Raw genomic sequence first — 16331 nt, 5'->3', positions numbered from 1 at the left:
CAATAGGCAATAGGCAATAGGCAATAGGCAATAGGCAATAGGCAATAGGCAATAGCAACTTAATTCTTTTCCCCATGCCCAATGCCCCATGCCCAATCCCCAATCCCCAATTATTGATATCCCCGCCAAGGAATGACTTCCAGGGTGCCACTAGGCTTAAATATCACTTGGAAGTGGGCGAGAGGTTCTTTATTGTTGGGAGCTGCTACATTGGAACCGTAGATATCGTTGAACATCTTGGGAAGGGGTGTTTCTCGGAAATAGTCAAAGGCGACTTGGTTGAGTGGTTCATAGTCAGCAATTACTCCTTCTTTGTTGACTGCCACCCGATATTTCAAATCTCGCGTAAAGGTGGGAGTACCACTCCAGGTTTGGCGAACTGTACTATAAAGCTTTTGGTTTAAACCTTTGACTATATTAGAGTCAGTAATTTTTGTGCCGACAACCTCTGGTGTTCTAGCATATCCCCGCCAAGGGCTAACTTCTAACACACCTTTTGTAGTAAACACTACTCGAAATTGAGCGATCGGTTCATTGGAAATGGGAGCGCGGTTAGCTGGATTGTAAAGTACGTTAGGCAGAGGAGTTTGTTCGACTCCTAGATTTGCCTCTTTATTTAGCGCTTTATAACCAACGATCGCTCCATCCGCAGCTACACCCAGACGATAGATCAAATCCTGTTGCAATCCTGAGCGATTAGTCCAAGCTGGATGAACCTGGTTATAAACTTGACGATTCAATGCACGTAACTGGGATGGATCAGTAATTTCTGGAACTGTATTTAAAAGTGCTTCTAAATCTTTAACTGCCGGCTTTGTATTAGCTGTGGGCGTTGGTGTGGGGGTTGCGGCCGCAAAGGGAGTTGCAGCAGCTGATGCTGGAGGAGTGATATTGTTTGTTGTAGAGCTAGTTTGCTCATCTGGTTTAGGCTGCGGTGGACGCATTTGGGGAGGTGGAATCAAGTTAAAGGCGATCGCTGCTACTGCTAAACTTGACACACCCACAGCAGCAGGTACAGCCTGCCTGATTAAAGCCTGACTAGCACCGCCATAGCGTCTGGTAACTGGTTGTAGTTCTAGAGAAAGTTCAGGTAAAGTTTGGCTATCAGCAAAAAACTGATCCACTGCTTCCACTAAATCAAACAACTGTACCGTATTCAAATCTATTTCAATAGGCGGCCGTTTGGAATTGTTAGAGTGATCGAACCCTTCTGGAGAACCTTCTGAATGTATAATCAACCTGTGTCGGTTGCTGTCGATTTTCTGAAACTCTACTAGTTCCGATTCCTGGTTGTGTGCTTGCGGATTGGGTACACTACTTAAAAATTCTTGGGCATAGCCACTAACAGCCCTCACCAAACTTTCAAAAAATTCCCGCCCTCCCGTTAGTGGCTGATTGTAACCAGATAAATAACATTCTGCATTTACCAATATTGATAATTCCGGGCGCATTTCCTGGAAGTGTGCGGCCCTCGTGACATCACTTAACCCTTCTAAAAGCAGTGTACAATTAGGCAAACTGTACTTACGTTGAATATTCATTCCACTTCACCGTCAAAAAGACTAATCCAGAACCGCTGCATTCCAGCTGTACCAGTACAAAATAGTAATTGTCCTAACAAATTTATAGCTAGCTCATCTAATTTTTCATCAGAACTTAATGCCAGTACACCAGAACGTCGAGCATTCATCCGGCTCTTAAAATGCGCTCTAAACCGCTCTAAGTAATTAGATAGGCGCAAATTCTGTTCTAATGGAATCTGCTTTTCTTCCATTTGTTGACATATCATTAGTAACTGGCGAATCACAACAGTTAAACGCCGCGCTATGTAGCAAGCAATGACCACCAGAGCTTTTGCTTCCATGATAGTTAAGGGACGGCGCATGTGCGCTCTCCGCAGCGGATTAGAGCTACGCATCCGCCATAAATTCACCCTATCTTTAACAATTCCTTTTAAATCCAACTCTTGAGCAAAAGTCAAGATTGCTTCCGAACCACCAAGCTCTAAAGCTTCAATTGCCAGTAAAATCAGGTCAATTTGCAGCCTGGTTCTTCGAGGACACGTTTTGGAAGCGATCGCAGGATCTGGTAAAGTGTCCAGAACCATCGGCAATGAGTCTTGAGTTGGACTGTTGAACGGCGTTAAACTTGCTGAGACATTCATTCTATAAATACCTTGTGCGGTTCCAACAGACTAGATAAAACAAATTTAAGATCGGTAGCCAAGACTTGAGCATTAGACTAGTGGCAGTAGCATGGCTACCTGATATATACATTACTTAACTCTTTCTAATCAAAGTTTTCCCTATATTGAAATCAAAATTTTAAAACATCAGTTAATTCGCCTCATTTATTACTGCAATACCTCTCTTAGCTTGATTTAGATTCTAGTTATCGTCAATAATGAACGAAGCTTCAGCCTCGACCCCCAGCGTATGACATTATAGTGTACGATTTTTCAGGTATCGAAAAATTGGGGAGTGAAGATCGCAAATTGGAGACTGGGGACTGCTATAGCTATGAATTTAATTTAAATTATTAACTCCTCACTCTTCACTCCTAACTTTTCCTACTCCCTACTCCTTACTCCTCATTCTCCGTTTTATGGATTTGAAGTCTCTCGTTCGTGACATCCCAGATTTCCCCAAGCCCGGAATTTTATTTCGGGATATTACTACGCTGCTGCGTGATCCCGAGGGACTACGCTATACTATTGACTTTTTAACACAAAAATGCAGCGAAGCTGAAATAAAGCCGGATTATGTCATTGGTATGGAGTCGAGGGGATTCATTTTTGGCTCACCTCTGGCTTATAAGTTAGGAGTTGGTTTTATTCCCGTCCGCAAAAGAGGTAAGTTACCAGCAGCGGTTCACTCAATTGAATATGAACTAGAGTATGGTATTGACTGCCTGGAAGTGCATCAAGACGCTTTACAGGAAGGTAGCCGAGTTTTAATTGTGGATGATTTGATTGCCACAGGTGGAACTGCAAGTGCAACAGCAAATTTAGTGCAGAAGATTGGCTGCGAACTAGTAGGGTTTGGGTTTATTATCGAGCTACGGGGTTTAGAAGGACGTAAATATCTGCCAGACGTGCCGATTATCTCTCTAATTGAATATTAGTTATTTGTCATTGGTCATTGGTCATTGGTCATTGGTCATTAGCAAACAACAAATGACAAATGGCTAATGGCAAAGGACAACTGACAAAGGACAAAGGACAAATGACATCTACGAGAATTTCCTTGGAGACAGGTCGAGATTGGCTAATAAGGCTAGTCACGAATGAAACTTTTGTTTATGTAGTAAAGCGGATATTGCAGGCACTATTGACTTTGTTGTTGGCGTCAGCTTTATCATTTTTCATTATTCAACTCGCTCCTGGTGATTATGTAGATACGCTGCGGCAAAACCCGAAAATATCGCCAGAAAGGATTGAAGAAATCAAGCGGCAGTTTGGTCTAGATAAGTCTTGGCCACAACAATTTGGGCTGTGGCTATGGCGAATCTTGACAAAAGGGGATTTTGGCACAAGTTTTATTTATCAACGTTCAGTAGCATCGCTGTTGTGGGAAAGGGTACCAGCAACTTTGCTATTAGCGATCGCATCTTTAATTGTCACATGGGCGATCGCTATCCCTCTTGGGATCTTTGCTGCTGTTAACCAAAATAAGCTAGCAGACCGACTTTTACAGGTGATTAGCTACGCCGGACAAGGCTTTCCCAGTTTTATCACTGCCTTAGCGCTGCTGGTTTTAGCCCAAATCACCTCGCCCTTATTCCCAGTGGGTAGCATGACTAGCATTAATCATTCGGAACTGTCGTGGTTCGGCAGAATCTTAGATATCGGCTGGCACATGATCTTACCCACGATCGCCCTCTCAATTACTAGTTTTGCTGGTTTACAACGCATTACTCGCGGCGAATTATTGGATGTTTTGCGTCAAGATTACATCCAAACGGCTCGTGCCAAAGGACTGCCAGAGAACCGTGTCATCTACGTTCATGCTCTCCGCAATGCAATAAATCCCTTAATTACCTTATTAGGTTTTGAATTAGCTGGTTTATTAAATGGTGCTTTCATTGCCGAATTTTTCTTCAACTGGCCCGGTTTAGGAAGGTTAACCTTACAGGCTTTACAAGCTCAAGATTTATATTTGTTAATGGCAAGCTTGGTAATGGGTGCAGTGTTGCTGATTGCTGGTAATTTAATCGCCGATTTAATGTTAAAAGCAGCCGATCCACGCATTCGCCTAGAAAATCTCAATTAATCATTAGTCACCTAGAAAATCTCAATTAATCATTAGTCATTGGTCATTGGTCATTGGTCATTGGTCATTGGTCATTAGTTACTGTCCTCCGCTCCCTTACTCTCCCCATGCTGTCTGAAGTCTATTACTTGGTGCGCTCAAAAACTGACGGTAATTATCTTATAGCTCGTCCTGACGCCGAAGCATCAGGTTATTTATTGCTGTTTCGGGAAAACTTTGATGCCTTGAGCTATCTCAACACCCACGCGTCAGAAGTGGCAAACCGCTTTGCCGTGGAATCTATTCCAGGTACACAATTGGGAAACTTGCTCAAACGCTGGGGTTTCAGCGGTGTAGGTATTGTGACTGACCCATTATTGCCCAAGGTTGAGTTTTTGCAGCATAGTTAAGCTTCACTACTGGATCAGGCAAAACTCAAGAGGGGATGTAAAAATCTTGCCTACCCAAACATCTTCTATTTTGATAATCCCAGGTGTTAGGTAGTTGTTTCTTGGATGCTTCCGCATTGGCATTAAAGAGATAATTCCATCCCCCCAACTAGCCTGCTCCCAAGCAGAATAAGGATTTTCATATATGACATCAATCGAGTATGTACCTAATTCAAAATTGCCATACCACCAATAGGTAGCATCTTTTCTGATAAATGCGAACTTCAGTTCACTTTCAAACCATTCAAAATATCCTTCCAATAAGAAAGTCACACTTTCTCCAGGCATCAGTAATTTAAAATCGAATAATTCTACTGTTTGATTTAAAAGATGACATGTAGCCTATCTTCTCAGCTTCTACTTTTTATTAAAAATTATAAATCGTAAGAAATTACGGTAATTATGCGAACTTATGTTACCTAAGTAAGGATGCGTAGGCGCAGCCCGTCGTAGACATCACTCTGCAATTAAAAGTAGTTTTACCATCTTGAAAAAAGTAACCTACTCAACTAACAAAACCAATTCTCTAGTTGAAGTTCTTGAAAATCGGCATAGTCTGAAATATTATTTGTTACCAAAATAAGACCATTTACTTTTGCGATCGCTGCAATCTGTCCATCTGGATACGCGGGAGTTTTTCCTATAGTTACTAGTCGCGCTCTTTCTAAAGCAAACCATTCGGCTGCCACGTTATCATAGGGCAGGATAGAAATATTTGGTTGGACTATATGCAAGAGATACTGCTCAATTCTCTCTCGCCTTTTAGAAGCGGGCAGACGATAGCAACCAAATAGTAATTCATGCCAAGTAACGGAAGCAATATCAAATTCCCCTTGATACTGTTGTAACCTTTGGATAACTGCTGGATTTGGTTGTGGCCTTAATGGCTCAGAAATGACGTTAGTATCCAGTAAAAAGCGGCTCACAAGATGATCTCTCGTCCAGGAGACTTGTCGCGTACATCTTTCCACACCTCATCAGGATCAATCTCGGTTCCTTCTTCTATGATTTCTTGACGAAATCGCTCCACAGATTCCCAAAAACCCGGCTTTCCATGCAACAAACGCTGATATTCAGCCGCAGGTAGAATCACAGCAACTTGCTGCCCCTGTTGCGTAATTTGTACCGATTCGCCTTGTTCAATTCCCTGAAAAATTTTATCCAGATTCTTAGGAACTTGCTCAATTGAATACTGCTGAGACATTGCGCTTTCACCTGTGTCCGTCACTATTTATTAAAAATTGCCAATAAGCTGATGCCCGTCTAAAGTATATAAACACTCTTGATGGTCGTTAACTGTTGACTGTTGACGGTTAACAGTCATCAGTCATCAGGTAAATGTATAAATTAAACGCGTAACAGCTTAGTAAGAAATTATGGCAATTCTGCAAACTGTATTAAGTAAATAAGGATGCGATCGCACAAGTAAAATCAGGCAATATGGGTGAGTTCAACTCATCATCATTGAACAACGTAGCAACTAACTTTAAACTCGCTTGTTCACGTCGATAAACTTCCACTTGTTGGTTGCGCCAATCCACAATCCAATATTCCCTAACACCTCTTGCTGAGTAAAGCTTTAATTTAAGTTCTCTGTCCCGCTTTTCATTCTCAATACCAGCAGATAGAACCTCTACTACCAGTTCTGGCGCACCAGTCAAATGCCCCGCCTCGTCCAAAAGCAGGGGTAATCTCTCATTACTAGCCCAGACAACATCAGGAATCACATTATCATTCTCGCCAAAAATTATGCCTGGAGCAGTTACAACTTCTCCTAAATTAGTACTCTGTGACCAATTATCCAAAGAAGTGCTAATTCTGACACAAGTTTTTTGATGGTTCCAGTGAGGCGCTCTGGTCACAAACAATTCTCCGTCAATAATTTCATAGCGGTTCCCGTTATCTGGAAACAACTCTAAATCGGCGGTAGTCCAGCGCACTCTCTCAGATATCGGCTGGTTCATAGACCATCTTTGTTAGGGGATTTACCTATTCTAGACGGATTGGGTATGGGGTATGGGGCATGTAGAAGAGGCAGAGGGGCGGGGGGCAGAGGGGAAAACTCTTCTCTCTTACTCCCACTCCCCATTCCCTACTCCCTACTCCCTACACCACTACCTTTTCTAAACTCAGCTTAGAACGCTTCACTTGCTCAGGAATCGTTACGGGATAATCTCCAGTAAAGCAGGCAGAGCAGAAATTATTAGTGTCTTCTCGTGTCGCTTCTAGCATTCCTTCCCAACTGAGATAGGCGAGGCTGTCTACTTCCAGTTGTTTGGCAATTTCCGCTACTGACTTGGTAGCAGCAATCAACTGATCTTGAGAATCAGTGTCGATGCCATAGAAGCAGGGATGAGTTACTGGTGGGGAGGAGATTCGCATGTGTACTTCCACCGCGCCAGCTTCACGCAAGGTTTTTACCAATTTACGGCTGGTAGTACCCCGCACAATCGAGTCATCAACAATAATTACTCGTTTACCCGCCAGCACATCTTTGAGCGGGTTGAGCTTCATGCGAATACCTGACTCGCGCATGGTTTGTGTTGGCTGAATAAAGGTTCGTCCAACATAGCGATTTTTAATTAGTCCTTCGCCATAAGCTACACCAGAAGCTTGGGAAAATCCGATCGCAGCTGGGATACCTGAATCAGGAACACCAAAGACAATATCGGCATCTACAAAGGATTCTTTAGCTAGTTGATGTCCTAAGCGCATCCGATAGCTGTACAAACTCTCGTTGTGCATAATGCTATCAGGGCGAGCAAAGTAAATCATCTCAAAGATACACAATTTCCGCTGGGGCTGTTGACTCCAATGATAGGAAGCCAAACCTTCTTCAGTAATCCAAACTAATTCGCCTGGTTCTACGTCTCGCAGGTATTCGGCTCCAATGATGTCTAAACCACAAGTCTCCGAAGCCAAAACGTAACGGATTGGATTACCAGCCAAAGTACCAATTACTAGAGGGCGAATGCCATTGGTGTCCCGGACACCCATAACGCCGTCAGGAGTGCCAATAACTAAACTAAAGGCTCCTTGGCAACGATGGAATGCTTGAATGGAACCTTCTAGCCAATCTGCACCAGCATTGATGGCTTCTGCGATCGCAAAAGCGATCATTTCTGAGTCTGTTGTCGTGACTAAGTTGTATTTTTTCTCAAGCAACTCTTGACGTAATTGCGCTGTATTGACTAAATTGCCATTATGTGCAAGAGCTAATGAACCTAAACGGGTTTCCAGCACTGCGGGTTGGGCATTAACTTTGCGGCTAGAACCTGTGGTGGAATAACGAGTGTGGCCAACAGCAAGGCTACCAGGCAAATGATCCAAGACAGATTCATTAAAGACTTGAGATACCAAGCCCATATCTTTATGGAGGTGTACTTGTGTACCCTCAAAGGTGGCAATACCAGCTGATTCTTGACCCCGATGCTGGAGGGCATACAATCCAAAGTAGGTCAGTTTAGCAACATTTTCTCCTGGTGCGTAGATACCAAAAACACCACAAGCTTCTTCTGGCTTGTCAGGCTGATTTTCATGACTATTGATTGGGTCGGGGTATTCATCCGAAGTGACAGAATGAATCGAAATCATGCTAGCTTTGCTCCTGGTGGGGGGGTCAAGTCACTGGGATTATGTCTATAGATAGTTGCAGCTTTCTTAATAAATCTTTAACCATCTATTAAAACAGTACCCTAATTATGATCAGGGACGCTAATAGTTCTGAGTGATTAGTGCTGAGTTCTGAGTGAAGGCTAAATACCCAGGACTCATCACTCTGGGCTTAGGTAGTGGTATGGACGGCAAGACGCCTAGCGATCGCATGGGAATAGCGATCGTTTATATCTTCGATCCTAACTTTGATTAAGGCTTGGTTATCAGTAGTGAAAACCCCCAAACCGATCTCATAATCACAAACCGTACCCACTCTTTGCCATTCTTGACCCAGATGTTCCTGTAAGTATGATTCCCAAATTTCTTGTTGTGCTGATGCTACAGAAACTAAAATCCTGGCACCACCTTCGGCAAACAACAACTCATCAAAGCGAGATATTGGCTGGGTTGGTGGGATTTCTAAATTGATTTCAGCACCAAGGTTGCCAGCAATACAACATTCTGCTATTGCGATCGCCACTCCTCCCTCAGCACAATCATGGGCTGAACGTACCCAACCATTACGAATTCCTTCACGGCAAACTTTCTGAACGCGACGTTCCAAGTCAAAATCTATCCGTGGCGGTTTTCCGGCAACAGTATTGTGGATAGTGGCTAAATACTCGGATGCTCCCAAACTGATTTTGGATGTCAGAGGTAATCCGAGAAGATAAATCACATCGCCGGATGCTTGCCAACCTTGACCACAAATTTTGGTGATATCGGGAATCAAGCCCACCATACCCACTACTGGGGTGGGATAAATTGGTTGTGGGATGCCTTGAGAATCAAGAGTCTCATTGTACAAAGAGACATTACCGCCTGTGACGGGAGTTGCCAATTCTCGACAACCTTCTGCCAAACCGCGACAAGCTTCTGCCAATTGCCAGTAACCAATCGGTTTTTCTGGAGAGCCAAAATTCAGGTTATCTGTCACCGCCAGAGGTTCTGCACCCACACAGCTAAGATTGCGTGCAGCTTCTGCCACCACTGCCTTAGCTCCTTCGTAGGGGTCAAGATAAACATAACGAGGATTGCAATCTACCGTTGCCGCCACCCCTAATTTTGAATTTTGGATTTGGGATTTTAGATTGGGGATTTCTTCAAGCGGGCGCAAGCGCACCACAGCCGCATCTGCACCACCTGGCAGTATCACAGTATTGTTCTGTACTTGATGGTCATACTGACGATATACCCAACTTTTAGATGCGATCGTGGGTGTATCGAGCAAAGTTAGCAAAATATCATTCCAACTTTGCACGCCTCCTTGGAGTTCTATTCCAGCAGTTGTGCAAGCAGGTAAAGAATCAGGAGTCCATTCCCAAGCTTGACGGGCATATTCTGGCGGTTCTGCTAATAATTCCCGTTCATATAGTGGGGTATTCTCAGCCAAAGCCTCGGCGGGAATTTCTGCTGCTACTGCACCTTGAAAGAGAATCCGCACGATGGGTTCAGCGATGACAGTACCAGCAACAACGGCTTGAAGTCCCCAACGATGGAAAATGTCGATTAATTCCTGCTCACGCCCCTTGTGGGCAACGAATAGCATTCGTTCTTGAGATTCCGAAAGCAAATATTCGTAGGGAACCATCCCCGTTTCTCTTGCGGGAATCTTATCTAAATCTAGTTCAATTCCCACACCACCTTTTGCCGCCATCTCTGAAGTAGAACAGGTGATACCGGCTGCTCCCATATCTTGGGCGGCGACAACTGCACCTGTCTTAAAGGCCTCTAAACAAGCTTCAATTAAAGACTTTTCCAAAAAGGGGTCGCCCACTTGCACAGCAGGGCGATCGTCTATTGACTGATCGCTCAATTCTGCGCTGGCAAAACTAGCCCCTCCCATGCCGTCGCGCCCAGTGGTGGAACCAACATACAGCACGGGGTTGCCTAAGCCAGATGCTCCAGATTTGACGATTTCTGGTGTTTCCATCAAACCTAGTGCCATAACATTCACCAGAGGATTACCAGAGTAAGCAGAGTCAAAGTAGACTTCGCCGCCAACTGTGGGTACTCCCACACAATTACCATAATGGGCAATTCCTGCTACTACACCGCTAAACAGCCGTTGGGTTTTGGCATCTTCTAAGGAACCAAAGCGTAGTGAGTTTAATAGGGCAATGGGACGCGCACCCATTGTAAAGATATCTCTGAGAATGCCTCCTACTCCCGTTGCGGCTCCCTGAAAGGGTTCAACCGCTGAGGGGTGGTTGTGGGATTCAATCTTAAAAGCTAGTTGCAGTCCGTCACCCAAGTCTACAACACCAGCATTTTCGCCAGGCCCTACGAGGATGCGAGATCCCTCAGTGGGAAATTGTTTGAGTAGAGGTCGGGAATTTTTGTAACAGCAATGTTCTGACCACATTACCCCAAACATTCCAAGTTCAGCTTTGTTGGGATGACGCCCTAACCGACGGACAATTTCTGTGTATTCTTCTGGTTTTATACCTTCAGCAGCAATTTCTTGAGGGGAAAAGGGAGCAGGAGATGTGGCGGTCATGGAAATAATGCACCAATTGTACAGAGCATTATTCTATCGATTTACTTGCCTTATAGGTGTAGTTCTAGGATGGTTCATGGCAGATAAGTTACTGCTTGATCCTCCAAGGTGACGCTAGACCTGCTGCCATTTCTGTTTAGAAACTAAGTAGCTTGCAATACTTCTTCATCTTCGGCAATCAGCATTGAAGGTAGTAGCTTTTAATCTACCCTTGCCTCTTTCTCCCCCTGCCCCCGCCTTATCTCAACAATAATTATTTACGCCGATCTACTTATCCTGCTTAATTTTGGTGATTATTTATTCACTTCCTCCGTTTTGTAAAGCACATTGACTTTTTTACTGAAAGTAAAAAAGTATAAAAAATTACAGTATTTTTGTCAGAAAATACGTGCTTAGATATCGAAAGACTATTCATTATCTACCTGGAGATAGATTGTATGAAACACTTAACTGTTGGTAATTATACTGGTAGTAATAAAATTTTTTTGAATCCTGCATCGATTATTTCCAGATTATGGAAATGGTTATCATCCTGTCAAATTAAGCACTAGTTGAACCCAGAAAAAATTTATAGGATGCGATGCCTGTGACGGGCTACACCTACGCACTTGCAGAATGTGGTGTTTAATGTGTTGAGCTTAAGTGAGTTCTGCAACAGTAGACTCAATTACTGAATGGCTTTTGGTAAAAGAATTCCGGGAATTTTTTGATAGACTGCTCATGCAAATGAGCAAACCGCTCATAATAAACCTAATTGAGAAGATTTGGCTTATGCCTAGACTTACTATTCCACCGAATTTCATCGGTACCCCCGATTCCGACACTTTAATGGGGGAAGAGTTAAATGGATCACCAGCAATTGGCATTGATGTTTTAACTGGAGGTTACATCCGTACACTTTCAGGCAAAGACACGATTACTGGTAACGGTACTGGCAAAGACTTTAAAGGCAGCCGCAGCGGCGAAAACGGTGGTGCTGGTACGGGCATAGCTAATAGCGGCAGTCTGAATGCAGGGAACGGAAAAGACACGATTACTGGCATAGGTACTGGCGGCAACGGCGGTGACTACGGCTACGAGAACATCAATTCTAATCCCGGCAACGGTGGTACTGGAACAGGAATCATTAACGGTGGCAGTCTGAATACAGGGGACGGAGATAATACGATCGCCGGCACAGGCACTGGCGGCACTGGCGGCAACAACGGCAGGGACGGCAACGACGGCGATATGGGTGGTAATGGGACAGGCATCGCTAATAGCGGCAGTCTGAATGGAGGAAACGGGAAAGACATGATTACTGGCACTGGTACTGGTGGTAACGGCGGCACCAGCTACCAGGGTGGTAACGGCGGTAATGGCGTAGGTATAGCCAATAACGGCAGTCTGAAGGCAGGAGACGGAGAAGACACGATCACTGGCACTGGTACTGGCGGCAACGGCGGCGGCGGTCCCGTAGGCGGCAACGGTGGTTCTGGGACAGGCATCGCTAACAGTGGCAGTCTGAATACAGGGGACGGAAAAGACACAATTACTGGGACTGGTGCTGGTGGTAACAGCCCCAGCCGCGTCAAAGACTTTGGTGGCTACAGTGGTTCTGGAACAGGAATCATTAACGGTGGCAGTCTGAATACAGGGGACGGAGAAGATACGATCATCGGCACTGGTACTGGCGGCAAAGGCGGCGATAGTCGATACTCAGGCGAGAATGGCGGCACTGGAATCGGCATCGCTAATAGCAGCAGTCTTAATACAGGGGACGCAAACGACATGATCATCGGTATCGGTACTGGTGGTATCGGTGGCGGTCCTGAACTTCCCGAAACTATTGGTAGCGGCGGTATTGGGACAGGCATCGTTAACAGTGGCAGTCTAAATGCAGGGTACGGAGAAGACACGATCATCGGTACAGGCACTGGCGGCAGGGGCGGCAGTACCCGCTACTTCGACGGCAACGGCGGGGATGGCATAGGCATCGCTAACAGTAGCAAGCTGGATACCGGAGACGGAAAAGATACTATTATCGGCACAGGTATTGGTGGCAACGGTGGTACTGGAATCGACGGTACTGGAACCGGCATCCAGAACACTAAAGACGGCATTATCACTACAGGGTGGGGCAGCGACACGATTACGGGCTATGGCAACAGTTCTGGAATCAACTCCATCGCCTATGGCATCTTCAATGATGGAGTTATTGATAGCGACAATGGTTCTGACAAACTTACCGGACAGGCTACAGCAACAATTGGTAGTACTGCCTATGGCATTTATGGAAAAGGAATCATTCAGACTGGCAATGGCAATGACGAAATTATTGCCACCAGTATCCTAGATGGAGTTCAACAAAAAGTTTCTATCGGTGGCGGCATCAAGATTGCTCTGGGCACTGGAGATGACTACTTCAAAGGGTTTGGGGAAGCGACTGTTGATGGCGGGGATGGTTTTGACACCCTCGATCTTAGAGCTTTCAATCGCTCCCAACTGCTCGTATCTGGTGTTATTTCTAGCAATACCCTTAAAACTGCCAACATCACTTTCAATAATAATGAAAACCCCATTAGCTTATCTACAGCTGGCTTTGAGAAATTTATCTTTGCAGATGGCTCTTTCTGCTACAGCACTTTGGCAAACGGGGCATAGATTTGTTAATTCCTCTATCTCGTGTTTTAACCCCTGAGTCTCTAATTGGTGTTGTTTGCTCTTAAGCTGAAAAAGAATCTACCACCTATGTATTGTTAGCTCTCAACTTCCATAGATTTACTGAAACTCAGAGATTATTCGGGTGTATGCAGTTTAGATGTAACAATCAAGTGACGAGAATCACACGTATCTATGATTAGGATCGTCACTCTGCGATCGCTAGCTAGGCATAATTAATGACAACTGAACTCTAGCCGAGTCATTAATAGGGAACACACTTAATAGCCGACAGCCTTAATCTAAGGACTGTCGGTTTTTTATATGCGTATGCCTTCATCCTTTGACAAATACCCCATAAATATACCCAATAAAATTTCCCCACAACTGGTTAGTAACTTGACAGAGATTTAGCCATAGCCACTACCAAATGTGGGGAAGGTATGATCAAATTGGGTATCTTATGCCTATCGAGCGCTTATTGCACTCACTTTAGTAGACCAGAAGTATACTCCTAGAACCAGCACACACTTTGAATTAAGACATCGCTTGAATGATGTAATCAAAATAGGGTGATGCTTCGGCAGCGTCTTCTGCACTCAGTAAGCTAAGGGAGGCTGTTTTGAGGGAATTTATCGCTTCTACCATTCCAGGCACAGGAACGCCCAATGAATTGTACATTTCCCGTACACCAATCAAACCAATTTTTTCAATTGGCTCTTTGTCGCCGGCAAGCACACCATAAGTAATTAGACGTAAGTACCAGCCAAAATCACGGATACATAGAGAGCGTTGACGTTCTCCGTAAGCATTACCTCCGGGGGAGATAAAGTCAGGACGCTTCTGCCAAAGTTGTTTGGTTGCTTCCTGAACTATCTTTTTTTCGTTTTCGGCTAAGGTAGCCGCAATCCGCGTCCGTTGTACGCCGGTTTCCAAAAAGTCTTTGATATTTTTAAGTTCGCCACTGCTGGGATAACGCAGTTCGTCGTCGGCTTTGAGAATAACTTGGCTAATTACAGTCATGATTATTGAAATCACCTGAAATATTATCTGTTAGTTTAGCGAGTTGGAGGTACACAAGTGAAGGGATAGGAGTTACTTATGTCTTGAATTTATCTGTTTGGGCGAGATGAGGGAGCAGGGGAGGCAGGGGAGGCAGGGGAAGCAGGAGAAGAAGAATTAATAACTAATGTGCAATACCCCATGCCCCATGCCCTAATAACTAATGACTAATGACTAATGACTAATGACTAAAATAATTTGGCAACAGGGTGAATTAATTGAAGTGACGATCGCTAATCTGAGTGATACAGGCGATGGAGTGGGACGCGCTGATGAGCGTGTAGTGTTTGTCCCAGATACTGTACCAGGCGATCGCGCCATTGTCCGCTTGGTTCATGTTAAACCAAAATACGCCCACGGTAAGCTCCAGGAGCTATTAGAACCATCTCCTGGGCGTATCCGACCCAATTGTATTGTGGCGGATAAGTGCGGTGGTTGCCAGTGGCAACATGTTAATTATGACTACCAGCTAATAGCCAAGCAAAACCAAGTTATCCAAGCTTTGGAACGTATTGGCGGTTTTGTCCAACCACCGGTAGATCCGGTACTCGCCGCCTCTTCTGCTTTAGGCTACCGTAATAAATCTACATATCCTCTAGGTATATCAGCAACAGGACAGGTACAAGCTGGTTACTACCAAAAAGGTAGTCACCAATTAATTAATTTAAATCAATGTCCAGTCCAAGATTCACGATTAAATCCCTTACTTGCCGAAGTTAAGCAGGATATCCAACAACGGGGTTGGCAAATTTATAACGAACAGCGCCATCAAGGAAAAATTCGCCATCTTGGTTTACGCATTGGCCGACACACTGGAGAAATGTTGCTGACTTTGGTGGTGAAAGACTGGAATTTATCAGGAATTGAAACCCAAGCGCAGGAATGGTTAAAGCGTTATCCCCAATTAGTGGGAGTGTCGCTCAACCGCAATAGCGATCGCACAAATGCTATCTTTGGATCAGAAACCCGTTGCATCGCCGGAGTCCCACACCTGCGTGAGAATTTTGCTGGATTGGAATTTCAAGTGCGCCCAGATACATTTTTTCAAGTGTATACAGAAACAGCAGAGGCACTATTGCAGGTAATTCAATCAGAACTCAATCTTCAAGGGCATGAGTTGCTAGTTGATGCCTATTGTGGTATTGGGACTTTAACTTTACCCCTCGCCAAAAAAGTACGTATTGCTACAGGATTAGAAGTGCAACCAGCAGCAGTGGAACAAGCTATTTTGAATGCCCACCGCAACGGAATTGATAATGTGACATTCCAAATTGGGGCAGTAGAGAAATTACTTCCAAAAATGGGCACAATACCAGAAGTAGTAATACTCGATCCACCACGTAAGGGGTGCGATCGCGCAGTGATAGACACTTTACGGCAGTTGAAACCATCTCGGATTGTTTACGTCAGCTGTAAAGTAGCCACCCTCGCCCGCGACCTGAAATTACTTTGTCAAGATGGGCAATATACTATCACACGGGTACAACCTGCTGATTTTTTTCCTCAAACGGCTCATATTGAAGCTGCCGCCTTTCTTGAACTATCACATTTGCACAAGGATAGTAATTCCTTTACAAAAACTGAAATTTGAAATTTTTAGTCTAGTGCATACTAAAGATGCTAAAATTGAATTAAGCCAAAAATAAAAATTCATTTTGTTTAAATAAATTCAAGTTGCATAGGTTCTTAGAAATATGAATTGGATTGTGTAAATGACAAATCGGCAATTAACTAGAGTATGCCAATACTCTGTCAAATTACGAGCATCTTTTTAAG

At 44.3% G+C, this 16331-nt stretch carries 14 protein-coding genes; 5 read left to right on the top strand and 9 right to left on the bottom strand.

Annotation, left to right across the window (positions count from 1 at the left end; all coding sequences use genetic code 11):
* Window positions 1-110: 110 nt before the first annotated feature.
* A complete protein-coding gene (locus VB740_RS01635; RefSeq protein WP_323198348.1) occupies window positions 111-1541 on the bottom strand; it encodes a DUF4335 domain-containing protein in 1431 nt (476 codons plus the stop codon).
* The gene (locus VB740_RS01630; protein ID WP_323198347.1) at window positions 1538-2164 is read right to left on the bottom strand and encodes a DUF3038 domain-containing protein; all 627 of its coding nucleotides are present in this window, start codon (window positions 2162-2164) and stop codon (window positions 1538-1540) included. The genes VB740_RS01635 and VB740_RS01630 overlap by 4 nt, the downstream gene beginning before the upstream one ends.
* Before the next feature lie 440 nt (window positions 2165-2604).
* Between VB740_RS01630 and VB740_RS01625 the strand changes: the two genes are divergently transcribed.
* From VB740_RS01625 to VB740_RS01615, 3 genes are all read left to right on the top strand, one after another.
* Entirely contained in the window at window positions 2605-3123 is a 519-nt protein-coding gene (locus VB740_RS01625; protein WP_323198346.1) for an adenine phosphoribosyltransferase, read from the top strand.
* Between the two features lie 101 nt (window positions 3124-3224).
* A complete protein-coding gene (locus VB740_RS01620; protein ID WP_323198350.1) occupies window positions 3225-4271 on the top strand; it encodes an ABC transporter permease in 1047 nt (348 codons plus the stop codon).
* 107 nt (window positions 4272-4378) lie between these two features.
* The gene (locus tag VB740_RS01615; RefSeq protein ID WP_323198345.1) at window positions 4379-4660 is read left to right on the top strand and encodes a hypothetical protein; all 282 of its coding nucleotides are present in this window, start codon (window positions 4379-4381) and stop codon (window positions 4658-4660) included.
* 6 nt (window positions 4661-4666) lie between these two features.
* Here the strand turns inward: VB740_RS01615 and VB740_RS01610 are convergent, their stop codons facing one another.
* The 6 genes from VB740_RS01610 to purL form a co-directional block, all read right to left on the bottom strand.
* Entirely contained in the window at window positions 4667-4972 is a 306-nt protein-coding gene (locus VB740_RS01610) for a hypothetical protein (RefSeq protein ID WP_323198344.1), read from the bottom strand.
* Window positions 4973-5208: 236 nt separating this feature from the next.
* Complete coding sequence (locus VB740_RS01605; RefSeq protein WP_323198343.1) at window positions 5209-5625, bottom strand: type II toxin-antitoxin system VapC family toxin; 417 nt, start codon at window positions 5623-5625, stop codon at window positions 5209-5211.
* Window positions 5622-5903, bottom strand: coding sequence for a type II toxin-antitoxin system Phd/YefM family antitoxin (locus VB740_RS01600; protein WP_323198342.1), 282 nt, complete (start codon window positions 5901-5903; stop codon window positions 5622-5624). Before VB740_RS01600 ends, VB740_RS01605 begins: the two co-directional genes overlap by 4 nt.
* 193 nt (window positions 5904-6096) lie before the next feature.
* Window positions 6097-6663, bottom strand: coding sequence for a Uma2 family endonuclease (locus VB740_RS01595; protein ID WP_323198341.1), 567 nt, complete (start codon window positions 6661-6663; stop codon window positions 6097-6099).
* A 142-nt stretch (window positions 6664-6805) separates the two neighbouring features.
* Entirely contained in the window at window positions 6806-8293 is a 1488-nt protein-coding gene (purF, locus tag VB740_RS01590) for an amidophosphoribosyltransferase (protein ID WP_323198340.1), read from the bottom strand.
* A gap of 190 nt (window positions 8294-8483) precedes the next feature.
* Window positions 8484-10853, bottom strand: coding sequence for a phosphoribosylformylglycinamidine synthase subunit PurL (gene purL / locus VB740_RS01585; RefSeq protein ID WP_323198339.1), 2370 nt, complete (start codon window positions 10851-10853; stop codon window positions 8484-8486).
* A gap of 771 nt (window positions 10854-11624) precedes the next feature.
* On the opposite strand from purL, the gene VB740_RS01580 reads away from it, so the two are divergent.
* Window positions 11625-13496 (top strand): hypothetical protein, encoded by a 1872-nt coding sequence (locus VB740_RS01580; protein WP_323198338.1) that lies wholly within the window; start codon window positions 11625-11627, stop codon window positions 13494-13496.
* 534 nt (window positions 13497-14030) lie between these two features.
* Here VB740_RS01580 and VB740_RS01575 read toward each other — a convergent pair.
* Window positions 14031-14516, bottom strand: a complete 486-nt coding sequence (locus tag VB740_RS01575; protein WP_323198337.1) for an allophycocyanin subunit alpha-B — start codon at window positions 14514-14516, stop codon at window positions 14031-14033.
* Between the two features lie 223 nt (window positions 14517-14739).
* On the opposite strand from VB740_RS01575, the gene rlmD reads away from it, so the two are divergent.
* A complete protein-coding gene (gene rlmD / locus VB740_RS01570) occupies window positions 14740-16146 on the top strand; it encodes a 23S rRNA (uracil(1939)-C(5))-methyltransferase RlmD (protein ID WP_323198336.1) in 1407 nt (468 codons plus the stop codon).
* Window positions 16147-16331: the final 185 nt, after the last annotated feature.

The sequence above is a fragment of the Nostoc sp. UHCC 0251 genome (genome assembly GCF_034932245.1).
In the GTDB taxonomy this organism is placed as follows: domain Bacteria; phylum Cyanobacteriota; class Cyanobacteriia; order Cyanobacteriales; family Nostocaceae; genus Nostoc.
The sequence above is the reverse complement of the archived record's forward strand: the minus strand, read 5'-3'. Positions and strand labels throughout refer to the sequence as shown.